Genomic DNA, 20329 nt, shown 5'->3' on the forward strand with positions numbered 1-20329 from the left:
ACTAGGGGAAAGGCGGCCCCCAGTTCCAGCGCCCCCCATGCCCGACATGACCGAGCTCAAGCCCGACCAGTTCGAGATGCGACGGCTGGAATCGCTCAGCAACACCATTTTCGGTGTCGGCATGACGCTTCTCGCCTATGATCTGCCCAAGGCCGCGGTGTTCACCAGCGCGCCCGACTGGAACGATCTTGCCCGGGTCTATTCGGGCAAGCTGATAGGTTTTGCGCTCAGCTTCATCATCGCCGGCGTGTTCTGGATCAGCCATCACCGCCGGCTGGCGCGCCAGCCGATCGGCAGCCGCGGCGACGTGATCCTCAACCTGTTCTTCCTGCTCTCGATCGTGCTGCTGCCGGTCACCAACGGCCTCTACACCAATTACGGCATGAGCAGCGCCGTCGCCGTGCTCTACGGCCTGCATTTGACCGCGATCGCCGGCCTCAACGCCTGGCTGTGGTGGACGATCCTGGGCGGCTGGCGCCATGAAATCATGGCCTCGCTGTTTCCGCTGCTGGTGTTCATCCCGGGCACGATCGTTGCGGCGTTCGCGCCGCGCGTCGCACCCTTCTTGTGGTTCATCGCCTTCGGCGGAATCGCGATCCAGCGCTTCTACAATGCGCGAACCGAGCCGGACGCCTAGCCTTACCTCTCTGTCGCGCCGAACCCATCGGCCGCCACGTAAAGCTTGACCGGGCGGATTTCGTAGACCGCCGTCGGATTGACCGCGCGCAGCTTCCGCGCCGCCGCGATCGCCTCATCCTCGCTGGCGCATTGCATCAGGTGGAAGCCCAGAAGCTGTTCCTTGGTCTCGGCAAACGGCCCGTCCAGCACCATTCCCGCGCCCGGACCACGCAAGGTGCGGGCCTTTCGGGTCTCATCCAGGCGAGCCGCCGGTCCAAACTGCCCGCTTGCCCGGAGGGGCGCCTGAACCTCGATGACTTTGGCCACGACCGCGGCGTCCTGCTCCGGCGTCCAGGACAAGATCTCGTCTTCCACGTGGTAGGCCAGGATTGCGTAGAGCATCGTCACCTCTTCTTTTGCGCAAGGTTTTACGAAAGTCCCAAGGACGTAGCACGGCGGCCCGTCCCGACAATCCCGAAACAAGATATTGGCGGCGAAACGGTCCTGAAACCCGATTGCGGTCCTGCCACGTGAACGCCGCCGGAGCGGGGCGCGACTGATGGACCATAAACAACAAGCTTTTGCTGGAGGCGGCAATGTCGGGTCACACCATCAAGATCATCTGCGACGCGCGGCGGGCGGGACAGACGGAGCCGGCCGATCTGCACGACCATGCCGGCCATCACCGCTACTACGGCAGCTCGGCCGAGAACGGCGGCGAGCGGATCGCGGAGAGCCGGCGCGGCAAACGGCCGCGCGCGCTCAACATCTGCGGCTTCTGAAGCCTTTCGACGAGCCCGTCGGCCTGCTGATCGCCGCCGTCGCGCCGCGCGAGCGGCTTCGCGGCGGCCGACCCGGCCATCCGGCTTTCGGTTTCAGGTAGATCTCAAGGAAAAGGCGCGGCGGGGAAGCCCCGTCGCGCCCGATTTCTTGCTCGCTGGTCCAGGGCTGAGGCCGCCCCGATGCCAAGCTTTGGTCAAAGCTCAGCGGACGATCCCAGCGAGGTGACAGCGCTTGAGATAAGACACTGGATCACCTCCTTTCGTTGGTTTCGGAAGTCTTGAATATAGGCGGCATTGCTGTCGCTGTTAAGGGGCGGCGACTCCCGGAGGAACCAGAGGCGGTTCGGCAAGGGGGAGAAGAAGCCGGAAAGCTACGTTCTGGGCAGTTGAGACCGCCGCCCGGCCGTGTTAGGGGATCGCCCGACGCGGGTGTAGCTCAATGGTAGAGCAGCAGCCTTCCAAGCTGAATACGAGGGTTCGATTCCCTTCACCCGCTCCAACGGCATCGTAAAAATCATCGACGATTCAACGAGTCACCTGCGCACGCGCCTGCAGTCAATCGCCCTTCACAACGAAGTTGTGGATACTTCGGGCGCAGGTCGGGCGCAAAAAACTCCTAAGCATATTGATTCTCAGTCTCTTCCTACTCTGAGCGATTAGATCATCGGAATTTTCGGCTGATGATCTCGAACTGAATCGTACATCAAATTCGATCACGTGATGCGCTCTGATATCGCGCTCTCTCCCGCGTGTTGTGAATTTTTCACGGTTCGACACGCGAAGTCGTTCATCAAATAAAATTCGTGACACGATCATCAAAGCCACGAACCAACGTGGCTTCACAGCGTATGCACAATCGAAATTTGGGCACAGTAATTTCTCTGTGCGACTTGACCGGCCACATGGTTCTGCCTTGGGTAGACGCTGGCTATCGCGCGGTTCTTGTCGATCCTCAGCACGGCATCAGTAGCGATGATGGGCGCGTCGAGCGCATCGCGGACACGGCACTAGGTGCGGCTTTCCGACTTGGCCAAATTGTGCGGACTGAAAACGTTGTCTTCGTCGCAGGATTCCCGCCGTGCACTGATGTTGCCGTGTCTGGTTCGCGCTGGTTCGCGGCCAAGGCCGCGCTGGACAAGCACTTCCAAGCGAAGGCCGCGCTGGTGGCCGAGCAGTGCAGAATGGTTGGAATGCTGTCTGGTGCACCATGGTTCTTTGAAAACCCAGTGTCGGTGTTCAGCAGCATCTTCGGGCTGCCTGATCACACGTTCAGCCCTGAAGATTTCACCGGCCACTGCGCCAACGACAACTACACAAAGAAAACATGCCTGTGGGTTGGCAATGGGTTCGTGATGCCACCAGCTTTCAAGGACAGCACGCTGGGTGGGCCAGACAACCGCATTCATACAGCACCGCCGGGTCCTGAGCGGGCGAATTTCAGGAGCGCAACACCAATGGGGTTTGCTGAGGCAGTGTACCTATCTAATGCGCCGCATCTCAAACTTTCGATACTGACTGAGACGCGATTGCCAAGAGCAGCGAACGACAACCTGAAGGCTGCGAACGACAATGCAGAACAGACCAATCTATTCTGATCTGCGTTAATGGTCGTGACCTCATCATATGCCTATGATGGTCCTAATCCTCAAATCCGCGCTCGCCACGTCGCGGGACGACTCCGACAAGGAGCCGCTGCCGGACAAGCTGCGCCGGATTCTCCAGTCGCACGTAGACGAGGCAAAAACGGACGAGGATAGGGAAAAGGCGGAGGAGGCGTTGAGGAAGTTCACTCGCGCAGATTAGCCTAAGGCCGTGTGCTCATGATAAGCGACGTTGGACACTTAGCTCAAAGGTGAATGATGTTTATGAACGGAAGGCACTATTCCCAGACAGCGCGCCCCTTTCCGTAGCCGGGAAATTCATGTTTAAACTCAGCCAAGAACACGAGCCGCGCTTCATGAAGGCGAGCGAGCGCCTCTTTTGAATAGGCTAGCTCTCGCGCCTCTTCCTCTATGTCAAATAGCTTGAGCATGAATTGCTGATAGGCTTCGGCGGGATCGACGTAGCGCCCATATTTGTCTATCTCGTTGTCCGTGTCCAACGTAGGCAATAGCGCACTTGGCGCCATAAAGTCTGCATCATCTTCGTGGACACTAAGGATGCCTCCAACAACGAACCCCTGCCATCCGTTCCCAGATAGCGCGTAAACTCGGAGACCGACTTCCATCATCTCAATGGGATTACTTGAGAAGTCGCGGAGATAATTTCGATCCACCTCGTTTATTTCAAGACCTTCGAACCACGATCGAATTTCGATCGCGCGGACGTCCTGGAAGAGCACGTCGACGCGGCTATGGTGCTCATCGGTCTTCCCACTTCTGAGCAACAGAGGTCCGTGGCTAATTCCGTAGCTGAACACGGAAAATTTTCTGGCCCATCTGAATGACTTTAAATTCTTTTCCATCTGACTGTTGGTTGGGAATGATCTTCCCGGTTCCGTCTCGGCAAAGCGCAGTAGATTGCCCGCGCGTTAATGAATCCAGAGCGGACGCGTATGTTGTACCAGATTCTCGGGCGCTCATCGGGCGCAGAATCCCCAGATTGGTGGTGTTTTTGCGTGATTCTGAGTGAAGTTCGATTTTGCTCTAAAGTGTTGAAATGTGAGAGCAAATGACGTTCAGTGAAGTTCGCGGATAGTGCTGAATTTAGACTTCCAAGCTGAATACGAGGGTTCGATTCCCTTCACCCGCTCCAGCGATTTCAATGACTTGGCGCGTCAAGGCTCTCTCATTCCGACAAGCGGTCACTTTCCTTTCGCTTGTCTTGCACGGCGCCTGATGCGTTTCATTTGCGCATCGTGCTTTGGCCTCATCGTCATCATGCGGATGGTACGCCATGGCCGCTGGTGACGACCAGTCGGGAAGAGACGTGTGACGGCAGGATTTACGTTCGCAATATGGCTTCGATCTCTTGCGCTGCTTCAAGCAGCGGACGGTCTTGTCCGCGCGCGGCGATGATCTGAAGGCCGAACGGAAGTCCGCACCGATCCGCTCCGCACGGAATCGAAATCGCCGGCAGGCGGGCATGATTGACAAAGGGCGTGAACACCGCATGGGCACGCGGGCTTGCGGCGTTTCCGCCGATCATGTCAGGGCCGAGCTGCGCAAGCGGCCACGCGACGCATGGGACGGTTGGCGTCAGCAGCAGGTCGATCTCGTCAAAGAACGCCGCAAACGCCGTGGCAATTGCCGCACTTGCGACCAGCGCTCCGGCGACCTCGGCGCCTGACCACGACAGCCCTCGCTCGATCTGCGTGGCGATATCAGGATCGAAGACGGCCGGATCCTTGCGGAAGCGTTCGCCATGGAGCGCGGCAAGGCCGGCATGCTGGAGCGGCATGATGGCGTCTTCCGTCGCGCCGGCCGGCCAGACGGGATCGTCTTGCACGACGCGCAATCCTGCGGCCGAGAGACGCCCGACGGCAGAAGCGAGCCCGTTCGCGACGGCATCATCGACGGCGACATCGAGACCGAGGCGAGGCGAGAATGCGATGCGTAGACCAGCGACATCGGCGGTCTCTTGCGCAATGCTCGCCGAATCCGGATCGCGCCGATCGACGCCGGCCATGGTCTCGAACGCCAGCGCGATGTCGGCGACGTCGGTGGCGATCGGCGCGATGACGGAGAGACCGAAGAACGGCTCGGCGAAGCCGGGTCCATAAGGGATCGCGCCGCAGGATGGCTTGAAGCCGACCACACCGACATGGGCCGGCGGCCTGCGGCTGGAGCCGCCGGCATCGGTGCCGATCGCCAGCGGCACGAGGCCGGCCGCGACGGCGACAGCCGGGCCGCCGGACGAGCCGCCCGGCGTCAGCTTGGGATCAAGAGGATGCCGCGTCGGCCCGAACAGCGGCGAGGTCGTCACCCCCTTGCAGGCGAATTCCGACGTCGCCCCGATGCCGACAACGACGGCGCCGGCTTGGCGCAGCCGCTCGATCGCGATCGCATCCTGCGGCGCGACGAAATCGACAAATAGGCGCGAGCCCTGTGTCACGCGCCAGCCGCCGGTCCAGATGTTGTCCTTGACCACAATGGGGACGCCGGCAAGCGGCATCGCTTCGCCCGCGCGCAGGCGATCGTCGACGGCGGCGGCATCGGCAAGCGTGCGCGAGGGATCTGTCGTGACCACGGCGTTCAAGCTCTTCGCAGCCTCGATGCGGCCGAGGGCGCCCCTGGCGGTTTCGACCGCGCTCGTCCGCCCTGCCGTAACGTCCGCCGCAATCTCGCGCGCGCTACTTGTCCTTTTTGCCATGGCCTCCCCAGATCAGCGCCAATGTGCCGCACAGCGCAAGGCACGCCAAGGCAAAGAAGGCCGCGCCGAGGCTCGCTGTAGCATCCAGGATCGACAACAATGTGGGGGCCGCGAGCAAGCCCGCATAGGATGCCGTGAGCACCGCGCCGGTGGTCTCGCCGATCCGGTCCTGCGGCGCGAGGCGGGCAATCTCGGCGATGAAGACACCGTTCCAGCCCGAGGCCGTCAGGCCGAACAGCGCCGCCATCGCAAATTGGCCGGTGCGGCCGAGCGATGCGCCATCGAGGCCAAGCAGCGCGGCGCAGAAGGCCATGCCGAGGCCGATGACGATGAGCACCATGCGCGAGGCGTCGAGGCGCATGGCGACATAGCCCCAGCCGAGCCGGCCGACCAGACCGCCGGCCTGCGCGCAGGCGAGCGCCATACCGGCTTCGATGTGGCTGAGGCCAAGCTCGCGGGTGCCGAGCGTGACGAAGACCGTGTTGAGCGAGACCTGCATGGCGCTGAACGGCATCGAGGCCAGCGCCAGCATCGCGATGCGCCGGTCCGCGGTCACGAGGGCCAGCCGGGCGCGGAGGTCGAGCTCCGGAGGCGGGATGGCCTTGCCTGCGTAGGCCCGCTGCAGGCGCTCAAACAGCGGGATCGCGAGCAGCGCACAGGCGCCGACCGCGGCGTAGCACCAGGCGGGTCCCAGCGAGATCGCGATCGCGGGCAGCACCAGCGAACCGCAAACGGCGCCGATCTGGTTGCCGGTCTGACGCACCGAGAACACAAAAGCGCGACGCTCGGCCGTCACGAGGCGTGCCAGCAGCGCCGCGCTCGCTGGCGTCTCTGGTCCGAAGGCAAGGCCGAGGCATAGGCCGGCAGCGAGCAGGGCCGCCGCCGAGCCGAGCGAGGCCAGCGCCATGCTGACGACGATGGCCGCCGCGCACAGGCTCGCGATCCGGAGCGAGCCCATGCGCGTGATGAAGCCGCCGCACCAGAACGAGGCGGGGATGCCGACGGCAAAGACCGCGCAGGAGAACATCGAGATCTGCCAGACCTCGATATGGGCGCGCGGTGCCACCACGCCCGGCGCGAACAGGGCCAGCGCCACCAGCGCCTGAAGCGAGATCATCGCCCCCAGGGCCGGCAGCAACGCCGGCGGTGCTGGCCGAACGGCACTGTCTGCGTCTACCATGGCGGCGCGCTTACGGAGGAACATGGTGGCAGGCGGCATTTCCATTCACGCAGTCGATGTGGCGAGCGGCCGGCCCGCGCAAGGACTGCGCGTCGAGATCTGGCGGATCGATCCCGAGAAGGTTCGTGTCGCGGAGGGGCGACTGGGCGCCAATGGTGTGCTCGATCATCCCATTGCGCGAGGCGAGGACGTTTCGGCAGGCGAGTACGAGGTCCTGTTTCATCTCGGCGAGTTTTTCGGCGACAGGGACGGCTTCCTGACCGTGACGCCGTTCCGCTTCCGCATCAAGAATGCTGACGAGCATTTTCATCTGCCGCTGAAATTCACGCGTTGGGGCTATTCGCTGTTTCGCGGCGCCTGATCAATTCGTCAGTCGCCGCGACAGGCCGGTGACGCGCTCCATGACTGCGACCAAGGCGACGGTCGCGATGATCAGCACGCCAGACAGGGCCGCGATGGTTACATCCAGCTTGCCTTCGAGATCCTGCCACATCCGGATCGGCAGCATGTCGGTCGCGGCATCGCGCAGGAACAGCGACACCGGCACGTTGTCGAAGGATGACATGAAGGCGATGAAGGCACCCGCGATGATGCCGGGCCGGATCAGGGGCAGCACGATGCGGCGGAACGTGTAGAGGCGGCTGGCGCCCAGCACGGCCGAGCTTTCGAGCAGGGTCGGCTCCAACTGGGCGAGCGCAGCAACCGTGTTGCGCACGATATAGGGGACGCAGACCACGGTGTGGCCGATCACCAGCGTCAGCGGTGACACCGGCAGGCCGACCAGCGAGAACAGCATCAAGGCGGCGAGCCCGAAGGCCAGCGCCGGCAGCACCAGCGGCGACATGAACAGGGAATCGAGCAGTCGGGCCGACAGTGTTTGCGAGCGCGAGATCGCAAGCGCGGCGGCGACGCCGAGCACGACGGACAGCCCCGTCGCCCACAGCGCCACGATTAGGCTGTTTTTCGCCGCGAAATGCAGCTGCCAGGCATTCCAGAGCTCGGCGTACCAGCGCAGCGAATAGCCAGGCGGCGGAAAGCGCAGCGAGAAGCCACTGGTGAAGGAGACGATCAGCACCACCAGCGACGGCGCAATGATGATGATCAGCGCGATTATCGCGATCACGGTCATGACCAACTCGAAACTGATCGCCTCCCAGGTGCGCTTGCGGCTGCTCATCATCCGCCTCCATGGCCGCGCGACATGCGGCCCAGCGTGGTGAAGACCGAGACGACCGCGAGCACGGCGAGCAGGAAGATGATCGAGATCGCCGACGCGAACGGCCAGTTCTGCAGCGTCGATGCCTGCTGGTAGAGATACATCGGCATGAACAGCATCTGCCCGCCGCCGATCAGCGACTGGGTGATGAAGGCCGTGATCGCCGCCGCATAGGTCAGCGTGCAGCCGGCGATCACGCCGGGCAGCGACAACGGCAGCACGATCCTGAAGAAGGTGCGCCAGCTTCCGGCGCCGAGCGAGCAGGAGGCATCGTCGAGGTTGGGATCGATGCGGCCGAGCGCCGTGATCAGCGGCAACGTCATCAAGGGCATCTGCACCTGGGCCAGCGCGATCACCACGCCGAACTGGGTATAGAGCAGCTTCAATGGTGTATCGATGATGCCCAGGGATTGCAGCATCGCATTGATGATGCCCTGGCGGCCCAGGATGACGATCCAGGCGAAGGTGCGGACCACCACACTGGTCAGGAGCGGCAGCAGCACGATCAGGATGATGATGGTCTGAAGCCTTGGTCCGACTCTTTGATACAGCCAGGCGATGGGAAAGCCGAGCAGGAGACAGACGGCGGTCACCTCCGCGCCGAGCAACAGCGTCGAACCGAGCACGCCCAGGCTGAAGGGATCGGTGAGGAAGTGGAGGTACTGGCCGAGTCCCCAATGGAGCGCGGCCGTGTCGTTGTGCAGCGAGAGCCAGAACAATTGCAGCAGCGGCGCGACGAAGAAGACGAGGAAGAACAGCGCCAGCGGCGCTGCCAATCCCATCCCGTAGGAGGTGACGTCCCGTGATGCCGGTGCTGCGCCCATCGCCAGGTCCCGGCCCTAGATCTTGATCTCGCGGTTGAAGCGCTCGATCCAGGCCGAGCGCTGCTCGTTGATCTTCTTCCAGTCCTGGAACACGAACTTCTTCTTCAGCTCGGCCGTGTCCTTGGCGAGCACGCGTGCGATCTCGCCGCCCATCGCCACCTTGGAATTGGTCGGCACGATCAGATAGGGCGGGTTCATCAGCGTAGTCTGTACCTCCGGCGTGAGGGTCGCCTCGATCAGCTTGAAGGCGAGCTCGCGGTTCGGCGAGTTCTTGACGATGTGGATCGTGGTCTTGAAAGCGATGGCACCTTCCTTCGGCGCCACGAACTCGACCGGGACACCGCGCGCTTTCAGGATCTGGATGGCGTTGAAATTGCCCGGCGAAATGTCGATCTGGCCCTGCTGGAACAGGGTGGCGAGCGCGCCGGGATTGGCGGCGACCGCCGCAAGATTGGGCTTGAGCTCGTCCAGCGCCTTGAATCCGGGGTCGACGTTCGCCTCGGAGCCGCCGCGCATCTTGGCGATCTCGACCAGCCAGCCGGTGCCGAGCGTCGAATTGAGGTTGGTGATGCCGACGCGGCCCTTGAACTCGGGCTTCCAGAGATCGGCCCAGGAGGTCGGCGGTGTCTTGATCGCTTCCGGATTGTAGGTGAGGCCGACGACCTGGAAAAACGGGGCGGGGCCCATCGGCTCCTGCGCCTCGGCGATCAGGTCCTTGTAATAGGCGCTCTTCTCCACCGGATATGGCTCGACCAGATCCTGGCCGATTGCGACGAGCGCGGGACCGGGATCGTGCAGCATGACGTCGATCGGCGGATTGGCCTTGGCGGCGTTGACCTTGGCGATCTGGTCGACCGAGAGCATGGGGTCGAGCACCATCGCGGCATCCGCGTTGGCTTTCCGGAATGCCGGCACCAGCACGGCCTTGTGCGCTTCCTCCCAGCTGCCGGTGAACGTCGCGAACACCAGCGGGCGAGCCTGGGCGTAGCTCAGTCCGGGAAATGCCTTCATGGCACCGAGTGTGAGTGCGGTCGTCAGCAGGCTTCGGCGGTTGAGGATCATGTCGAGCTCCGTGGACTATGACTGGATCAAAGCGTGGCGGGAAAGGCGTTGGCGAGCGACGGGGCGAGCGGAGCAAGGCGCACCGCAGCACCATTCTCCAGCGCGCGCGTCCCGCCTATGCGCGCCTGGGAGACTTTCACGCCGGAGCCGTCGGCGGTCGTGACCTCGTGGACGACGGTCGCGCCCAGCGGCAGCGACATGCCGACGACGCCGGCAAAGCCGGTCTCGTCGCCGACGAATTGCAGATGTTCGGGCCGGATGCAGACGGTGACGCGGCCGCCTTCGCTGAGCGTACCGCTCGCAGGCCGTGCGATGATCTCGGCACCGGCATCGAGACGGATCTTTGCCGCCGTGCGATCCGCCGACACCACGACGCCCGGCATGCGGTTGGTCGAGCCGACGAATGTGTTGACGAACAGGGTTTGCGGACGGTCGTAGACATCCGACGGCGAGCCGAACTGCTCGAGCTTGCCATGGCTCAGCACGGCGACGCGGTCGGCCATCGAGAGTGCTTCTTCCTGGTCGTGCGTCACGATCAACGTGGTGATGCCGGAGACGCGCTGCAGCCGCTTGACCTCGATCTGCATGTCGAGCCGCAAGTTCTTGTCGAGCGCGGCGAAGGGCTCGTCGAGCAGCAGGATCGACGGCTTGATCGCCAGCGCGCGGGCCAGCGCGACGCGCTGCTGCTGGCCGCCGGAAAGCTGCCGCGGCAGCCGCTCGGCCATCGTCGGAAGCTGCACCAGTTCGAGCAGGCGCTGCGCCTCGCGCTGCCGCGTCGCCTTGTCGATGCCGCGGGCGGCGAGCCCGTAGGCCACGTTTTCGCTGATCGACAGATGCGGGAACAGCGCGTAATTCTGGAACACGATGCCTACGGCGCGCTTGTTCGGCGGCAGCGCATCGACGATGTCATCGCCGATGATGATGCGGCCCTGGCTCTGCGCGATGAAGCCGGCGATGATGCGCAGCAGGGTGGTCTTGCCGCAGCCGGACGGGCCGAGCAGGGCGATGATCTCGCCGCCCTTGACGTCCAGATTGATGTTCTCGACCGCGAGCGCGCCGTTCGGATAGCGGTGGGTGACCGCATCGACGACGAGCGAACGTCCGCTTGGCGCATCAGCCATGGTGTTGCCTCTCGTTGCCCCAGAGGAGAAAGCAAGTCTCGTGCCCGCGCCTGTCGCTTTTCGACGCGGGTTTTGGCATGGTGGCCGGATGACATCGATTTGCGACCTCTCCGCCACAAGCATCGCGCGCGCCATCACGAAGCGCGAGCTGTCCTCGCGAGAGGTCGTCGATGCCCATCTGGCTCGGATCGCGGATCAGGACGCGCAATTGGCGGCGTTCGTGACCGTCGATGCCGACGGTGCCCGTCGTGCAGCGCAAACCTGTGATGCGTCCACGCCGATCGGCCCGCTGCATGGCGTGCCTGTCGCGATCAAAGATCTCACCGACACGGCGGGGCTTGCGACCACCTATGGATCGGTTCTGTTCCGCGATCATGTGCCGGCCGAGGATGATCTCGTGGTCGCGCGGCTGCGTCGCGCCGGTGCGGTCGTTCTGGGCAAGACCAATACGCCGGAATTCGGCTTCGGTGCGGTCTGCACCAACAGATTGTGCGGGCCGACACGCAATCCGTTCGATCCCGCGCTGACCTCCGGCGGATCGTCCGGTGGCGCTGCTGTCGCGGTCGCGGCCGGCATGGTACCGCTGGCGCATGGCACCGATTTCGGCGGCTCGGTGCGCACACCCGCCAGCTTCTGCGACGTCGCCTCGATCCGGCCGACGCCCGGCCGCATCCCGTCGCCAAGCCGTCCGCTCGGCTGGGACATGCTGGCGACCCACGGTTTTCTTGCCCGCGGTGTCGATGATCTCGCCCTTGCGCTGTCGGTCTGTGCGGGAGGTGATGCGAACGATCCGCTCTCGACTGCTGTCGGTCATGACAATCGGCCGCTCGCAGGACGTCCGCGGGTCGCCGTCACGCCCGATTTCGGTGTTGCGCCGGTTGCGCGCAACGTCCGCGCCCGTTTCGCCGCTGCCTGCGAGGCGCTCGCGCGTGTTGCCGATGTCGTGCCCTCCTCGCCCGATTGCAACGGTGCGATCGAGACCTTCCGCACGCTGCGTGCCGCGCACATTGCCGACAGCCACGGTGAGCTGCTGAGGACGCGCCGCGCCGAGTTGACGCCCACGGTGGTCTGGAACATCGAGGCGGGTACAAGCCTCTCGGCCGACGATTACCTCAACGCCGAGCGCCGCCGCACCGCGATCTATCGGAGCTTTTGCGAGCTGTTCACCCGCGCCGATTTCCTGGTCGCGCCGGCGGCATCGGTCTTTCCCTGGCCAAACGAGATCAGCGATGTCACCGCGATTGACGGAGCGGCACTGGAGACGCCGATCGACTATCTCGCGGTCACTTTCATCGTGTCGCTGGTCGGCTTTCCGGTCCTGACCGTGCCGGTACGACGAGAAGCGAGCGAACTGCCCTTCGGCATCCAGATCATCGCGCCGCCGGGATGCGAATCCCGCTTGTTTGCCTTTGGCCGTATCCTCGAGAACGAACTGGGTTTTTCGCACCGCCGGCCGCCTTGCTGATCAGCTGTCGCGATGCTCGAGCCGGGCGGCGAGCGCGTCGGCGAGGCCAATGGTCGGCTTGGCGGCGGGGCGGCGGAACGTGCCTGCCGTTGCCTTGCGCAGGCGCAGGGCCACCAGCGCCTCGGCCTGCTTCACTGAAGCAGCGACCTGGTCGACGACAGGGACGGGAATCCGGTCGGCGACGCGCTCGGCAAGGCCGGAGAGTGGCGCGCCTGCAAAAATCAGCACATCCGCCTCGTCCTCGACGATGGCGCGCTGGGCGAGCTTGACCAGCACGTCCTCCTTCTCGGTGCCCACCTCGGAGATCGCCTGAAAGGGCGTATCAAGCATGCGGATGCCGGCGCAGCGCGCCCACAGCCCGTGGGCGCGCACGCATTCCTCGTACCAGGGCCCCAGCGCCTGGGCGAAAGTGACGATGGCAAAGCGGCGCCCGGCCATGCAGGCGGTCAGCATCGCGGCTTCCGCCATGCCGACCACGGGAATGTCGAAGGTCTCGCGCGCGGCGAACAGGCCGGGATCGCCGAACGCCGCAATGATCGCAGCATCGACCCTCCGATGCTGCTCGGCCAGCATCTCCAGTGCGATGGCGCCGCCGATCTGCGCCTCGGTGCGCGTCGCGATATAAGGCACGCCGCGGGTCGCGGTGCAGGGGATCAGCTCGGTCCCGGGGGAGGCCGTGCGCTGCCCGACACCCATCATCAGGTGCGTGACCTCCTTGCTTGTGTTCGGGTTGAGCAGCAGCAGCTTCATGATTATGCCGCCGTCTGCTTGGCTTGAGAGGCGGCGAGGACTTCGAGCAGCGCGGTTCCTGTGCGGGCGACGTGGGCGCCGAGCAGGCGGCCGGCCGCTTCGCCGTTGCGCGCTTCGAGGGCGGCCAGGATATCGGCGTGCTCGTCGACCGAATTGCTCCAGCGCCTGCTAGCGCCGAGCGCGAGGTAACGCGCACGCTCGGCGCGGGAGATCAGCGTCTCGTGCGCCTCGCGCAGCGGCGTGTTGCGGGCCATGCGGACGATGGTGTTGTGGATCTCGCCGTTGATGGCGAAATAGTCGTCGAGCCTGCCGTTGCGGTGATGACCTTCCATCCGAGTCTGAAGCGTGCGCAGGCGGGCGAGATCGCGCGCGGTGGCGCGCTCTGCTGCAAGCTCGGCGGCCAGCCGCTCGATGCCGGCGAGGGCCTCGAACAATTCCGAGATGCCGTCGACCGCGATATCGGCAATGCGCGGGCTGCGGTTGGGGCGAAGCTCGATCAGCCCCTCGGCCGCCAGCACCTTCATCGCCTCGCGCAACGGGGTGCGCGACACGCCGAGCTCCTTCGACAGCCGGGTCTCCTGCGTTTGCGATCCCGGCGGCAGCTCGCCGCGAATGATCATCGTTCGCATCCGCGCGGCGGCGCGCTCATGCAGGCCTATCCGCTTGAGCTTGGGCGACTTTCGTCCCTTCGGCGCATCCGATTTCTGCTGCACGCGTGCCTCACTGCTTCAATTCATGTTAGCCGTTTCCGGCCCTTCGAGTTGCCTAAAATACCGACCCATCTAGCTGAAAACAATGGCACAACGCGCAAATTGTATGCAGCATGCAAAATCTCCGTTGCGCTGCCGCAAAGGCCGGTCGATGATCGCGCCAGACGCGCGAGATCTCGCGCCTTCGAAACGGAGTAAGCGATGCGGACGAGTTTGCGACTGGGCCTCGTGGCGATGGCGGCAATGCTTGGCGGAAGCGATCTCGCCTTGGCGCAGACGGCGAAGATCAAGCTCGGTTACGCCAAATGCGCACACTGCCTGCCGATGTCGTTGGTCCCCGGGGTGGCCAGGAACGTCGAGGTCGAAGCCACGGGCTTCAACTCCGGCAATGACGTTCTCACCGCGCTGGTATCGAAGAGCATCGACGTCGCGCAGGTCACCTACCTCCACTACATCACCGCGCTCGACAAAGGATTCGACGTCGTCGCCGTATCGGGCCAGATCAACGGCGGCTCGGAATGTCTCTCCTCCGCGAAGCTGAACCTGCCGGCCGAAGACTGGGCCACGTTCAAGGCAACCGTCGCGAAGGCGAAGAGCGACGGCCAGCCGCTCAAGGTTGCCGCGTCCCGCGGCAACGCGCAGGACATCCACATGCGCGGCGCGTTCCTCAAGCAGGGTGTCGACCCCAACAAGGACATTCAATTCATCAACATTCCCAATCCGTCCGACCATCTCGCAGCGCTCCAGCGCGGCGAGGTCGACATGATCTGCTCGGTCGAGCCGTTTGCCTCGCAGATCCGGCTCGCCGGCGCCGGCAAGCACTTCGTGCTGCCGTATGAACAGGCCGCTGGGAATCTCACGAACCTCATCGTCACCCGTTCCGACGTGATCGCGAGCCGGCGCGCCGGCGTCCAGGGCGTCGTCAGCGCGGTGGTCGAACTCGACAACAAGCTGATCGCCGACAAGGGACCGTGGGTCGAGGTCATCAACAAGCTCACTGGCCTCGACAAGACGGTGGCGACCGAGGCACTGAAGAATGCATCACCCGATCCAGCGATCCATCGTCCGCAGACGCTGGCGATCGCGGCGATGATGCGCGACCTCAAGTACATTTCGAAGGACGTGTCCGCAGAAGCGGAGAAGAATATGGACTATTCGTTCCTGGAGCAGGCCACCGGAAAGGCCAAGAATGACCTCGGTTACTGACGTCTCGCCGGCCAAGCCGGCGTTTCGGCCGATGCGGGCGTTTCAGGGCCTGGAGCGCCTCGTCGTTCCCGCGCTGCTGATCGCGGGCTGGGAGGCGTTTGCCCGCAGCGGCATGCTTCCGCCCGCGCTGCTGCCGGCGCCGAGCGCGGTGCTGCATGCCCTCGGCGACTGGGTGTTCGGCTTCGACGAGACCACGCAGACCTATTCCGGCCATTGGCTGCGTGATGCGCTCGCCAGCGCTCTTCGCGTCTTTGGCGGCTTTGCATTGGCAAGCCTGCTCGGCATCCTCGCGGGGGTCGCGATCGGCTGGTCCCGGTTGTTCGAGAAAACGCTGGAGCCGACACTGCAGATGTTGCGCCCCATCCCGCCGGTGTCCTGGATTCCGCTCGCCATCATCTGGTTCGGCATCGCCGACAAGCCGGCAATCTTCCTGGTCTTTCTCGGCGCATTCTTTCCGGTGCTGATGAACAGCATCCATGGCGTCAAGACCGTGGACCACAATCTCGTGCGGGCCGGCGCGATGATGGGCGCGAACGGACGGCAGATGCTGACCGACATCGTGCTGCCGGCGGCGCTGCCCTCGATCTTCGCCGGCCTGCGCATCGCGGTCGGCTCGGCCTGGATGCTGACGGTCACGGCCGAGATGGTCGCAGTGAAAAGCGGCCTCGGCTACGTCTTGTGGGATTCCTACTATTTTCTGCGCTACGACATCGTGTTGGCTGCGATGATCTCGATCGGGCTGCTCGGCTATCTCTCCGACCTCGGCCTCAAGGCGATCATGGCGCGCACGCTGCGCTGGCAGCAGACCACCACCGTGCAGGGCAGGGCGGGCTGATGGCGGCAATCGAGATTCGCAACATCGTAAAGGTGTTTTCCGACAAGCGGCGCGGCCGCGACCTGCTGACGCTGGACAACATCAATCTCGACATCGAGGCCAATGATTTCGTCTGTCTGCTCGGCCCGTCCGGTTGTGGCAAGTCGACCCTCCTCAACATCATCGCCGGCTTCGAGCAGGCGACCTCCGGCCGCACGCTGGTGGATGGCAAGCAGGTAGAGCGGCCCGGTTCGGACCGTGGCGTGGTGTTCCAGCAGCCGACCCTGATGCCGTGGCTGACGGCAATCGACAACATCGCTTTCCATCTCAAGCTCAAGGGCGTCGCCAAGGCCGAGCGGCACCACCGCGCCATGGAGTTCATCGATCTCGTCGGCCTGCGCGGCTTCGAGCATCATCATCCCTCCGAAATGTCGGGCGGCATGAATCAGCGCGTCGGCATTGCCCGCGCACTCCTGATGAACCCGAGCGTGATCCTGATGGACGAGCCGTTCGCGGCGCTGGATGCCCAGACCAAGCTCGAAATGCAGGAGGAACTGGTCGCGATCTGGCAGAAGCGCCGCTGCACCATCGTGTTCGTCACCCACAGCGTCGACGAGGCGCTGGTGCTCGGCAACAAGATCGTGGTGATGACCAGGCGGCCGGGCCGGATCCGCGAGGCCGTCAATTTCGACCTGCCGCGCCCGCGCGATATCACCAGCCCCGAGTTCAACGACGCCAAGCGCCACATCCTGGCTTTGATCCGGGAGGAGTCGACGCGCCTTGCGCAGGCGTCGTAAGGTATGGCTATGCGCAAGCGTCTCGGCATGATCACGCCGTCCTCCAACTCGGTGCTCGAGCCCGTCACCAGCGCCATGCTGGCCGGCGCTCCCGGCGTCACCGCACATTTTTCGCGCTTCCGCGTCACCGAGATTGCGCTCGACGCTGCCGCGCTTAGCCAGTTCGATGCATCCGTGATGCTTCCGGCCGCGGAATTGCTGGCCGATGCCAAGGTCGACGCCATAGCCTGGAACGGCACCTCGGCGAGCTGGCTCGGGATCGGCCGCGACAGAAGCCTGTGCGAAGCGATCACGGCGCGCACGGGTGTCCCGGCGACGACGTCCACGCTCGCATGCATCGACGCCGCCCGCGCGCTCGGCGCAAAACGTGTCGGACTGGTCTCGCCCTATACCGATGACGTACAGCGACGGATCGCCGGTGTCTGGGCCGGGGAGGGAGTTGCGCCGCACGCAGAGCGGCATCTCGGTCTCCGTGACAATTTCTCCTTCGGCGAGGTCGCACCTGCCACGATCGGCGACATGATCCGCTCGGTGGTGGCAGACGGCGCCGATGCCGTCGTTATCCTCTGCACCAATCTCGACGGAGCCGAACTGGCCGCCTCGCTCGAACGGGAGTTGAACATCGCCGTGCTGGATTCGGTGGCGGTCACGTTGTGGCGGACGCTCGGCCTCGCCGGCGGTGACAACACGGTCCTCGAGCAATGGGGTCGGATCTTCCAGACGGTGCCAGTCATCAAGTGACGGAGACTCATGTGACGCAGCTCGATCTCGCCATTCGCGGCGGCATCATCGTGACGGCCAGCGACGAGTTTCGCGCCGATATCGGCATTCGCGACGGCCGCATCGTCGGCATTGCCGATCATCTCGAGGGCGCTGTGCGCGAGATCGATGCGACAGGCCTGCTCGCGCTGCCGGGCGGCATCGACAGCCACGTCCACATCTCCCAGCCGTCGGGTCCCGATGTGGTGATGGCCGACGATTTTGCCTCGGCGACGCGTGCGGCTGCTGCCGGCGGCAACACCATGGTGCTGCCCTTCGCGCTCCAGGAGAAGGGGACCTCGCTGCGGACCTGTGTCGAGAACTACCGCAAGCTCGCCGAAGGCGAGTGCTATATCGACACGGCGTTCCATCTCATCATCTCCGATCCGACCGCGGTCGTGCTCGGGCAGGAACTGCCGGCTCTGGTCAAGGACGGCTACACCTCCTTCAAGGTGTTCATGACCTATGACGACCTCGTGCTCAGCGACAGGCAGTTGCTCGAAGTCTTCGACGTCGCGCGCCGCGAGGAGGCGCTGGTGATGGTTCATTGCGAGGGCTATGACGCCATCCGCTTCCTCACCAGCAAGCTGGAGCGCGAGGGCCACATCGCGCCCTATTACCACGGCACCTCGCGGCCCCAGGCCGTCGAGCGCGAGGCGACGCATCGTGCCATCAGCCACGCCGAGATCGTCGGCGTGCCCATCATGATCGTGCACGTCTCCGGGCGCGAGGCGATGGAGCAGGTGCGCTGGGCCCAGCTGCGCGGATTGCCGGTGCATGCGGAGACCTGCCCCCAATACATCACGCTGACGGCCGACGACATGAAGGGCCTGAACATGGACATCACGGGCGCGAAATACGTCTGCTCGCCGCCGCCGCGAGATGTCGAGAGCCAGCAGGCGATCTGGGAGGGCATCACATCAGGCGTGTTCCAGACCTTCTCGTCCGACCACTGTCCGTTCCGCTACGACGATCCGAAGGGCAAGCTGACGCCGAATGCGCGCACCTCGTTCCGCTGGGTGCCGAACGGCATTCCCGGCGTCGAGACCCGGCTGCCGATCCTGTTCTCCGAGGGCGTCTCGAAGGGCCGCATCACCCTGCAAAGGTTCGTCGAGCTGACAGCGACCAACCACGCCCGCATCTACGGCCTCTATCCGCGCAAGGGCTCGATCGGCGTCGGCTTTGATGCCGACATCGTTCTCTGGGATCCAAAATTGAAGAAGCCCATCCGGCAGGCCGATCTGCATCACGGCTCGGACTACACGCCATGGGAAGGGTTCGAGGTCACGGGATGGCCGGTGACGACAATCGCCCGCGGGCGAATTGTGTGCGAGCAGGGACGGATCGTTGGCGACAAAGGCGCCGGCGAAGTTCTCAGCCGCGGCAAGTCGAGCCTGATCTGATCTTTCGTGTGGTCTGGCTCCGCGACGATGCCCGCGCTCGGTTCATCGGCCCGTCGCCGCGAATGGCGAACGTGGTAGATTGACAATGCGCTGCTCGTCGACGGCGTGGCGCGCGATCTCGTCGGCCGTGGTCGGGTGAAAGAGGTCTTGAGCGGGCTCGGCACGGCACGGACCACGCTCGGTTCCCGCAACAGGACGGTGGTTGACGCCGTCGTGAAGCCGCTGAATGCGACGCGCGCCGATGGCAGCTACTAGGGGCTGTTCGATAAGTTCGGCCTAACCAGCATGCCGGCCGACCAGCCGCTTGCGATCGCCGGTCCCGGTCCGGCCTGATACCTACGGAGACGAGCCGACGAGCCATTCCAGTCCGACGGCCGCTGTCACTTACTTCTTCAATTACTTCTGATGAAGCGTGTGCTCGTCACCATCGGATCGACGGCGGCGGCTGTCATCGGTGGATTGATCCCCGGCATGGGCATCGCGTTGATGCGCATGTCGTCCAACCCGTTGCTGTCGGGTTTTCGCGCTTCTGCACCTGGTTCTTCCGCGGCACGCCGCTGCTGATCCAGCTGGTGGTGATCTACAGCGGCTTGCCGTAGTTCATGGGTGAGAGCCATCATTCGTAGTTCAGTGTTTCACGCCCGCGAACAGGATATGGATGCGTACCAATGCGATCGCTAAGCAGCTCCGAAAGCAGGTTCGTCAAAGCTGCGGCATCCGATGCGCCGAGCCTGTCCAGAACGTCCTGCTGAATGGACTTGATGAGTGGGCCGATATCCTTGAATTGCGCTGCGCCTCGCTGCGAGAGGAAAATCAGGACCCTGCGCCGGTCATGTGGATCGGGAGCGCGATAGACCTGCGCCGACTCGACCATTCTATCGATGATCTTTGTGAGCGTTGGACCATCGACAAAGAGCCGGGTTGCCAGGTCGCCCATCGCCAGCCCGTTTCTTTCGGTCAGCGCCTCGAGCACGCGGTACTGGTGAAGAGACATGCTTCGTGGCTTGAGCTCCGCTTCCAGCATCTGCTCAAGCCGGCGATTCACACCTCGGATGAGTTCAGGGAGGTCCACGTTGCACCTTCAGCGAATTATTTGATATTTCAACATTTGCCTTGGAATGTAAAAGGGAGCAAGCGAAAAGCAGATTTGAGCGCAAATGCCTAGTGAAGCGGCTAGTGCATCAGGTGGCGCCGCGAAAATGGGCAGGTTGCTTTCCAGATCGAGTGTTTTCGTAGTGAAACCGGCTCAAGCGGCACTGGATTGCCGTTGGCATGATTCGTGAGTGCTCTGTGCACGGAAAGTGCGGAGAC

22 protein-coding genes and 1 tRNA gene are annotated in these 20329 nt (G+C 63.8%); 11 read left to right on the plus strand and 12 right to left on the minus strand.

Translation table 11 applies throughout. The annotated features are described in order from the left end of the window. Positions 1-46: 46 nt before the first annotated feature. The gene (locus XH87_RS15895; RefSeq protein WP_271523346.1) at positions 47-637 is read left to right on the plus strand and encodes a TMEM175 family protein; all 591 of its coding nucleotides are present in this window, start codon (positions 47-49) and stop codon (positions 635-637) included. A gap of 2 nt (positions 638-639) precedes the next feature. Here XH87_RS15895 and XH87_RS15900 read toward each other — a convergent pair whose 3' ends face one another. Beyond that, complete coding sequence (locus XH87_RS15900; RefSeq protein WP_271588009.1) at positions 640-1020, minus strand: YciI family protein; 381 nt, start codon at positions 1018-1020, stop codon at positions 640-642. Positions 1021-1214: 194 nt separating this feature from the next. On the opposite strand from XH87_RS15900, the gene XH87_RS15905 reads away from it, so the two are divergent. From XH87_RS15905 to XH87_RS15915, 3 genes are all read left to right on the plus strand, one after another. Then, positions 1215-1400 carry a hypothetical protein gene (locus XH87_RS15905; RefSeq protein WP_035701686.1) on the plus strand — a complete coding sequence of 62 codons (186 nt, stop codon included), beginning with the start codon at positions 1215-1217 and terminating at the stop codon, positions 1398-1400. A gap of 425 nt (positions 1401-1825) precedes the next feature. Next, positions 1826-1899: transfer RNA gene (locus XH87_RS15910), tRNA-Gly, on the plus strand. 334 nt (positions 1900-2233) lie between these two features. Beyond that, complete coding sequence (locus XH87_RS15915) at positions 2234-2995, plus strand: hypothetical protein (protein ID WP_271588010.1); 762 nt, start codon at positions 2234-2236, stop codon at positions 2993-2995. Between the two features lie 284 nt (positions 2996-3279). Here the strand turns inward: XH87_RS15915 and XH87_RS15920 are convergent, their stop codons facing one another. The 3 genes from XH87_RS15920 to XH87_RS15930 form a co-directional block, all read right to left on the minus strand. Next, on the minus strand, positions 3280-3864 hold the full coding sequence (locus XH87_RS15920) for a hypothetical protein (protein ID WP_271588011.1): 585 nt from the start codon (positions 3862-3864) through the stop codon (positions 3280-3282). A gap of 479 nt (positions 3865-4343) precedes the next feature. After that, positions 4344-5711, minus strand: coding sequence for an amidase (locus XH87_RS15925; protein ID WP_271588012.1), 1368 nt, complete (start codon positions 5709-5711; stop codon positions 4344-4346). Beyond that, a complete protein-coding gene (locus XH87_RS15930; protein ID WP_271588013.1) occupies positions 5692-6891 on the minus strand; it encodes an MFS transporter in 1200 nt (399 codons plus the stop codon). Before XH87_RS15930 ends, XH87_RS15925 begins: the two co-directional genes overlap by 20 nt. A gap of 25 nt (positions 6892-6916) precedes the next feature. On the opposite strand from XH87_RS15930, the gene XH87_RS15935 reads away from it, so the two are divergent. Beyond that, a complete protein-coding gene (locus XH87_RS15935; RefSeq protein ID WP_199762905.1) occupies positions 6917-7252 on the plus strand; it encodes a hydroxyisourate hydrolase in 336 nt (111 codons plus the stop codon). Here the strand turns inward: XH87_RS15935 and XH87_RS15940 are convergent, their stop codons facing one another. From XH87_RS15940 to XH87_RS15955, 4 genes are read right to left on the minus strand one after another with little or no spacing between them, the layout of a single operon-like run. After that, positions 7253-8068 (minus strand): ABC transporter permease, encoded by an 816-nt coding sequence (locus tag XH87_RS15940; RefSeq protein ID WP_035701676.1) that lies wholly within the window; start codon positions 8066-8068, stop codon positions 7253-7255. Continuing rightward, positions 8068-8931 (minus strand): ABC transporter permease, encoded by an 864-nt coding sequence (locus tag XH87_RS15945; protein WP_271588014.1) that lies wholly within the window; start codon positions 8929-8931, stop codon positions 8068-8070. Before XH87_RS15945 ends, XH87_RS15940 begins: the two co-directional genes overlap by 1 nt. A gap of 15 nt (positions 8932-8946) precedes the next feature. Beyond that, positions 8947-9993: an ABC transporter substrate-binding protein gene (locus XH87_RS15950; protein WP_271588015.1), complete on the minus strand. Its 1047-nt coding sequence runs from the start codon at positions 9991-9993 to the stop codon at positions 8947-8949. 26 nt (positions 9994-10019) lie between these two features. Next, positions 10020-11114: an ABC transporter ATP-binding protein gene (locus XH87_RS15955; RefSeq protein WP_271588016.1), complete on the minus strand. Its 1095-nt coding sequence runs from the start codon at positions 11112-11114 to the stop codon at positions 10020-10022. A gap of 88 nt (positions 11115-11202) precedes the next feature. Between XH87_RS15955 and XH87_RS15960 the strand changes: the two genes are divergently transcribed. Further along, complete coding sequence (locus XH87_RS15960; protein WP_271588017.1) at positions 11203-12579, plus strand: amidase; 1377 nt, start codon at positions 11203-11205, stop codon at positions 12577-12579. Here XH87_RS15960 and XH87_RS15965 read toward each other — a convergent pair whose 3' ends face one another. Together XH87_RS15965 and XH87_RS15970 are read right to left on the minus strand one after the other, a co-directional pair. Then, positions 12580-13329, minus strand: coding sequence for an aspartate/glutamate racemase family protein (locus tag XH87_RS15965; protein ID WP_271588018.1), 750 nt, complete (start codon positions 13327-13329; stop codon positions 12580-12582). Positions 13330-13331: 2 nt separating this feature from the next. Further along, positions 13332-14042 carry a GntR family transcriptional regulator gene (locus XH87_RS15970; protein ID WP_271588019.1) on the minus strand — a complete coding sequence of 237 codons (711 nt, stop codon included), beginning with the start codon at positions 14040-14042 and terminating at the stop codon, positions 13332-13334. A gap of 198 nt (positions 14043-14240) precedes the next feature. On the opposite strand from XH87_RS15970, the gene XH87_RS15975 reads away from it, so the two are divergent. The 5 genes from XH87_RS15975 to hydA are packed head-to-tail and all read left to right on the plus strand — an operon-like array spanning position 14241 to position 19018. Then, positions 14241-15245, plus strand: a complete 1005-nt coding sequence (locus XH87_RS15975) for an ABC transporter substrate-binding protein (protein ID WP_271588020.1) — start codon at positions 14241-14243, stop codon at positions 15243-15245. Next, a complete protein-coding gene (locus XH87_RS15980) occupies positions 15229-16080 on the plus strand; it encodes an ABC transporter permease (protein WP_271588021.1) in 852 nt (283 codons plus the stop codon). The genes XH87_RS15975 and XH87_RS15980 overlap by 17 nt, the downstream gene beginning before the upstream one ends. Continuing rightward, a complete protein-coding gene (locus XH87_RS15985; protein WP_271588022.1) occupies positions 16080-16856 on the plus strand; it encodes an ABC transporter ATP-binding protein in 777 nt (258 codons plus the stop codon). The genes XH87_RS15980 and XH87_RS15985 overlap by 1 nt, the downstream gene beginning before the upstream one ends. A gap of 3 nt (positions 16857-16859) precedes the next feature. Further along, on the plus strand, positions 16860-17597 hold the full coding sequence (locus XH87_RS15990; protein ID WP_271588023.1) for a maleate cis-trans isomerase family protein: 738 nt from the start codon (positions 16860-16862) through the stop codon (positions 17595-17597). After that, on the plus strand, positions 17558-19018 hold the full coding sequence (gene hydA / locus XH87_RS15995) for a dihydropyrimidinase (RefSeq protein WP_271588024.1): 1461 nt from the start codon (positions 17558-17560) through the stop codon (positions 19016-19018). The genes XH87_RS15990 and hydA overlap by 40 nt, the downstream gene beginning before the upstream one ends. A gap of 392 nt (positions 19019-19410) precedes the next feature. Here the strand turns inward: hydA and XH87_RS16000 are convergent, their stop codons facing one another. Next, complete coding sequence (locus XH87_RS16000; RefSeq protein ID WP_271588025.1) at positions 19411-19638, minus strand: hypothetical protein; 228 nt, start codon at positions 19636-19638, stop codon at positions 19411-19413. Continuing rightward, complete coding sequence (locus tag XH87_RS16005; protein WP_271588026.1) at positions 19635-20090, minus strand: MarR family winged helix-turn-helix transcriptional regulator; 456 nt, start codon at positions 20088-20090, stop codon at positions 19635-19637. The genes XH87_RS16000 and XH87_RS16005 overlap by 4 nt, the downstream gene beginning before the upstream one ends. Between the last annotated feature and the right edge of the window lie 239 nt (positions 20091-20329).

It is taken from the genome of Bradyrhizobium sp. CCBAU 53415 (genome assembly GCF_028128735.1).
Lineage (GTDB): Bacteria > Pseudomonadota > Alphaproteobacteria > Rhizobiales > Xanthobacteraceae > Bradyrhizobium.